Source organism: Synechococcus sp. R6-10 (assembly GCF_047461815.1).
Classification (GTDB): Bacteria; Cyanobacteriota; Cyanobacteriia; order Thermostichales; family Thermostichaceae; genus Thermostichus.
The window spans coordinates 1-5466 of sequence record NZ_JANSHW010000160.1 but is presented as its reverse complement, the minus strand read 5'-3'; the positions used below and the strand labels follow the sequence as shown (position 1 = coordinate 5466).

4 protein-coding genes and 1 pseudogene are annotated in these 5466 nt (G+C 60.4%); 3 read left to right on the top strand and 2 right to left on the bottom strand.

The features are described from left to right. The 3 genes from NW837_RS05250 to fmt form a co-directional block, all read left to right on the top strand. On the top strand, window positions 1-1755 hold a 1755-nt coding region (locus NW837_RS05250; protein ID WP_414329633.1), incomplete at its 5' end, for a hypothetical protein. A gap of 160 nt (window positions 1756-1915) precedes the next feature. Beyond that, window positions 1916-2644 carry a hypothetical protein gene (locus NW837_RS05245; protein WP_414329631.1) on the top strand — a complete coding sequence of 243 codons (729 nt, stop codon included), beginning with the start codon at window positions 1916-1918 and terminating at the stop codon, window positions 2642-2644. Window positions 2645-2724: 80 nt separating this feature from the next. Further along, window positions 2725-3693: a methionyl-tRNA formyltransferase gene (gene fmt, locus NW837_RS05240; RefSeq protein ID WP_414329629.1), complete on the top strand. Its 969-nt coding sequence runs from the start codon at window positions 2725-2727 to the stop codon at window positions 3691-3693. Window positions 3694-3821: 128 nt separating this feature from the next. Here the strand turns inward: fmt and radC are convergent, their stop codons facing one another. Then, the gene (radC, locus tag NW837_RS05235; RefSeq protein ID WP_414329627.1) at window positions 3822-4553 is read right to left on the bottom strand and encodes a RadC family protein; all 732 of its coding nucleotides are present in this window, start codon (window positions 4551-4553) and stop codon (window positions 3822-3824) included. A 7-nt stretch (window positions 4554-4560) separates the two neighbouring features. Beyond that, window positions 4561-5466: pseudogene (locus NW837_RS05230) on the bottom strand (dolichyl-phosphate-mannose--protein mannosyltransferase); the annotation flags it as partial.

The window sequence follows — 5466 nt, the reverse complement described above, 5'->3', positions numbered from 1 at the left end:
AGGGTATCCAGAGCTACCGTGTGGGGGACTATGAGTGAAGCCATCCGCTACGACCTTCTGTTGGTGGGGGGGAGTTCCTCCAACTTGATCTTGGCCCATCGCCTTTTGGATTTGGCCAAGCTATCCGGGCTAAGAATCTCCATCGCCATTTTGGAAAAAGCCCGCCAATTCGGCGGTCACATCGTCAGTGGCGCCATCTGCAACCTCCAAGTGATCGCCAAGCTCTTCCCCAATTTTGAAAGCCAAGGATTTCCCCACGAAGGCCGGGTGGAAGCCAATCACTTGAGCGTGCTGGGATCCCAACAGCGCTGGGATCTGCCGGAAGCGGTGATCCCGCCGGGATTTCGCAAGCAGGGGCAGTTCATTCTCACCCTCAGCCACGTGATCCGCTGGCTGGCCGAAACCCTGCAGGAAAAAGCCAAAGGGACCCCAAATGTTACCCTCGATGTGTTCCCCGGCTTTGCCGCCCATGAAATCCTCTACGAGGGGGAGCGGGTGATCGGGGTACGGGCGAGCGATTCCGGCCAAGTGTACGAAGACTGTATCTTTGCCGAACTCACCTGCTTTGGCGACAAAGGCTTCATTTCCAAAGATCTCATCGAGAAGTTTCAACTGCGCCCCAACCCGCAATTGTGGTCGGTGGGGGTCAAAGAGGTGTGGCAGATCCCCCAGTCCCTGCAGGGGCAGGTGTGGCATACCTTGGGCTACCCGGTTTTGGATGGCAGCTTCAGCGGGGGCTTTGTCTATGGCCTCAAAGACAATCGCCTGGCCTTAGGTCTGATCATCGGCCTAGACAGCAAGAACCCCAACCTTAACCCCCAGCAGCGTCTGCAGGAGTTCAAAGCTCACCCCTGGATCCAGTCCCTGATTGCCGGCGGCAAGTTGCTCAAGTACGGGGCTGCCGTGATTCCCGAAGGGGGCTACCACAGCCTGCCCACCCGGTTTGGCGTTGAGGGAGCCCTGCTGTTGGGGGATGCGCTGGGGGTGTTGGATGTGGGCAGCTTGGCCGGGGTGGATAACGCGATGGAAACCGGCTATCTGGCGGCGGGCCTCATTCACGATGGCTTCTTGAAAGGGGATCTGCGCATCCAGGCCGACTACCAAAAGGCGGTGATGGAAAGTGCGGTGGGGCAAAACCTCTACCGCAGTCGCTATTTCCGCGAGGCTTTTCTGGAGAACTCCCGCCTGCTGGAAGAATACTTGCCTCAGGTGTGCCGCAGCGTCGATGCCGGCCATCCCTGGCTGGGATCCCTGCGCTGGGGTTTACAGGATCCCGTTCGCCGCGGACGAGAAACTCTGCGCGCCTACACCCTGCTCACCGGGCGGGTCAGCCCCAGCGAGCCACCCCCGCGCAGCTATGTGGCCCCCCACGCTGCCATTCAAGCGGATTTTGTGGCCCCCACAGCCCTGGCCCCCCAGGAATTGGCCTCTCGACCGGGCTATTTCTCGCGGCCCGATGCGGTTTTTTTCGCGGATCCCCGCTACCCCGAGGGTAACCGTCACATCCTGGAGTTCGACGCCGAAACCTGCCGCCGGTGCATCGCCACCTACGACAAGCTGAATCGCCCCACCCCCTGCGTGGCCGACTGCACAGCAGAGGTACACCACATCCGCGACCAAAATGGCATCCGCTCCCATGCCATGTCTTTGGAAAACTGCATCCAGTGCCGCACCTGCGAGATCATCTGTCCCCACTTAAACTTGCGGGTCAACCCCAGCTACGAGGGATCCGGGCCGGATTTCTACGGTCTGTAGCCGTTGCTGAGGTTAACTCAGTTCGCTGCAGCTCGCCTGATCCTGGGGGTCTAGCAACTGAGGTGAATGGATCTGGCCATCTTGGCCGACGATCCCAGGGATCCAAGCAACCTAGGAAATTGGCTAGGTTGAGTTACGGCTTGTTGAGGATCTTTTGTCGGTGAGCGATTCTTTGGATGTCCAGGCTCCTCTGCCCGCTATCTTGGCCGATCTGCAAAAAGCCCTGGGATCCCTGGGGTTGGGTTATCTCCAGGTACAAGCGCGGCTTTCTGGCCACCGCCTGTTGCTGCGCCTAGAGGGGGATCCCTTGCCTGAGCCGGATGCTTTGCTGGGGAGCCTCTCGCCGGCATTGGAGCACATGGCGCTGACCCACAGGCAACGTCAGGTGGAGCTTTTTGGCTTTCTGGCCAATGAAGGGATCCCAGAATGGCACTGCGAGTGGCGCTACCAGCCCCAGCCCAACCCCAACAGCCCTCTGTATCGCGCTCAGCGGGGGGATGGGGTAGCCATCCAGCAGGTACTGAATTACCTGTTGCGTCCAGAAGGGATCCAAGCACGGGTTCATTTCCATCCCAAACTGGGCCTCCTGCAGGTGAACTTGCAGGCGGCAGAAGCCCCGGATCCGGCTTGGGCTAGGGATTTTCTGCGGCGAGCCTTAACCCGTCTGGAATGGACTTTTTTGCAACGGCTGCGGCTTTCTGGGCAGAAACTGGGCTCTTTTTTCCCGGCCTGGAGCCAAGAGTTCGATCTCAAACAGCCTGCCTTTTGGCAGTCCCCGCAGGTGCCCTTGACCGGGCGATCCCCCATCTCAGAGAGAGAAATCTCTCCGCTGGATAAGCCGCCACCCCCTTCTCCTGCCTCCCAGACTGAATCTCCGGGTGTCAGTTGACGGAGGAGATAGTAAGTAGCCGAGCGTTTGCAGCCGCTGGCTGAGCGTATTCTGAAGGACAGTGCTCGTTGGGGTTGGCCATGCGGGTTGTTTTTTTCGGCACGCCAGAGTTTGCCCTGCCTTCGCTGCAGATCCTGTTGCAGCCGCAGTCTCCCTTTGAAGTGGTGGGATTGGTCTGCCAGCCGGATCGGCCCCAGGGACGGGGACAAAAGGTGCTTCCCCCCCCTACCAAGGTTCTCGCCCAGGCCCACGGGATCCCGGTGTGGCAGCCTGTCCGCCTGCGGCGGGATCCCCAAGTGCTGGCGGCTCTGGAGGCGCTGGCTGCCGATGTGTTTGTGGTGGTGGCCTACGGCCAGATCTTGCCCCTGACGGTGTTGCAGATGCCCAAGCTGGGCTGTGTGAATGTGCATGGATCCCTCCTGCCCGCCTATCGTGGCGCTGCCCCCATCCAGTGGGCTATTGCCAACGGAGAAACCGAGACCGGCGTGACCACCATGCTCATGGATGAGGGAATGGATACGGGGGCCATCCTGCTCCAGGCCAAGCTACCCATTGGGCCAGAGCAAACCAGCCTAGAATTGGCACCCCAACTGGCTCAACTGGGGGCAGAACTCTTGGTGGAAACACTCCTGAAATTGGAGAAAGGGGAACTCACCCCTATTCCTCAGGATGGATCCCGGGCAACCTACGCCCCTTTGCTCAAAAAACAAGACTTTCACCTCGACTGGCAGCGCCCTGCCCAGGCCTTGCACAACCAAATCCGCGCCTTTTCTCCCGACTGTTTCACCAGTTTGAGGGGGCAGCGGATCAAAATTGTCCGCTCTGCCTCTCCTCAGTTGCACCCACCCCCTGGCGATCTCCCCCAAGGCAGCCCTGGCGAGGTGGTGGGATTGGCCAGGGGAGAAGGAGTCTATGTAGCCACCGGAGAGGGATCCCTATTGATCCGGCGGGCGCAGCTGCCTGGCAAAAAAGAACAGTCCGCTTGGGACTTGGTCAATGGCGGCCAGCTCAAGGTGGGGATGCGTTTTGAGCCACTCCCCGATTCTTGAGAGCCCACACACAGGGATCCCTTGGGCGTGGTCAACCCAAATGGTGGCGAATAAATGGTGGCGAATACAGTAATGAATGAAACATTTCCGTTGCATTACTCCCCTCTCCCTCTGGGAGAGGGTGAGGCTTACTCCGGCTGGGGAAACTCCTGCCAAAGGGTGGTGCGTTGGCGCAAGCTGAGGAACTGTCCGCCGCCCAAGATGAGGTGGTCCAAAACCGGGATCTGCAGCAGCTGCCCCGCCTGCAAGAGTTGCCGGGTAAGGGCAAGATCTTCTGGGCTGGGATCCAAGCTGCCGGAAGGGTGGTTGTGGGCCACCAGGATGCGGCTGGCTCCTTGCTTGATGGCGCTGCGGAAGGTTTCCCGCGGATGGGTGAGGGTTTCGGTGGCTGTCCCCCGGGTTACGATCTGCTGGCCAATGAGGCGGTGCTTGATATCTAGGTGCAAAACGGCAAAATGCTCCTGGGTCTCCCACATCAGGTCGCCGCTCAGGGCCATGGCTGCCTGTTCCGGCGACTCGATCACCGTGCGTTCTGGCGGGCGACCCAAAAACACCCGTCGCCCCAGCTCGATGGCGGCCAACACCGTTGCTGCCTTGGCCGGGCCAATGCCTTCAATTTGCAGCAGCTCCCCTGCCTCCACCTGGCGCAGTTGGGCCAAGGGATCCCCTTGGGCTTCCAATTTTTTCAGGAGCAACTGGGCGAGGCCGACTGCCGAGAGCTTGCCCGGCCCCTGGCCAGTGTTGAGCAAGATGGCCAGCAGCTCGGCGTGGGAGAGGTGCCTTGCCCCTTGGCTGAGCAGCCGCTCGCGGGGACGATCTTGGGCAGGAATATCGCTGATGCGCAGCACGTACTGGCTCATCTGGGGCCTAGGGAGGAGAAGAGGTTTTTTTCAACAGCCAAAAGGGACTGCGGCGCTCGACGACCCGCCAAGATCCCAGAATGGCTGCCTGTTCGCCCTCGGGAGCTGTAAGTTCAGCTACAAAGGGATCCCAGGTAACCAGGTAGTCGGGCGCCTGCCCCTGGGCTTGCCAGTCGGCCAGCTCTTCTGGGCTGGCGGCGTAGGGAACCTGCAGCGGGCCATAAAAATAGGGTACAAAAGAGCGAAAGCCGTACAGGCCCACCGTTCCAGAGAGAGCCGGCTGGGCGTTGTTTTCGGAAGTGGCAAACTGCCGGAAAAAGTGGACGGCTCCTCCCTGGGTGTGTTGCAGCAGGCGGGGGAAGACCCAGCACCAGGCCAGTTGGGCGCTCAGTCCGGTGGCCAAGAGCAAAACTGTCCAGCCCCAAGCCCGCCGCCGTCCTCGACTCCAAAGGAGAATTCCCAGCAGCAGGATCGCGGCGGGGACGTAGGTCAACACCGGCCACTCCACCTCAGCCTGCAGGTATCCCAGCACCAAGCTGCTGGAAAAGTCGTCAGGGATGCCGGCAAAGACCCATGCTTGGACTAGCCCAGCGGGATCCTGGGATCCCAGCCAGGGCAGCAACAGCCACAGGGCCAGCCAAAACAAGCCACTGAGCAGGATCCAGGCACTTTCCCAAAAACTGGGCCCTCTTTTCTCAGCAACCAGGCGCTGCAAGCGCAGGGCAGCAAAGTAGGCCCCAATGGGGTACAGCAGCGAGGTGTAGTGAACCAGCTTGGTTTGCACCAGCAGCGAAAACAGGGCCAGCACCACCCCAAAAGCCACCAACAGCAGAGATTCTGCCCGCCGAGTCAAATCCACCGAGCCCACGCTCCTGGGGATGGGCTGCAGGATCTCGGCCAAAGCCAAAGAACC

Excerpts from the sequence above, each read along its gene's own strand:
- fmt (WP_414329629.1), top strand. The coding sequence starts at position 2,725 with ATGCGGGTTGTTTTTTTCGGCACGCCAGAGTTTGCCCTGCCTTCGCTG.
- radC (WP_414329627.1), bottom strand. The coding sequence starts at position 4,553 with ATGAGCCAGTACGTGCTGCGCATCAGCGATATTCCTGCCCAAGATCGT.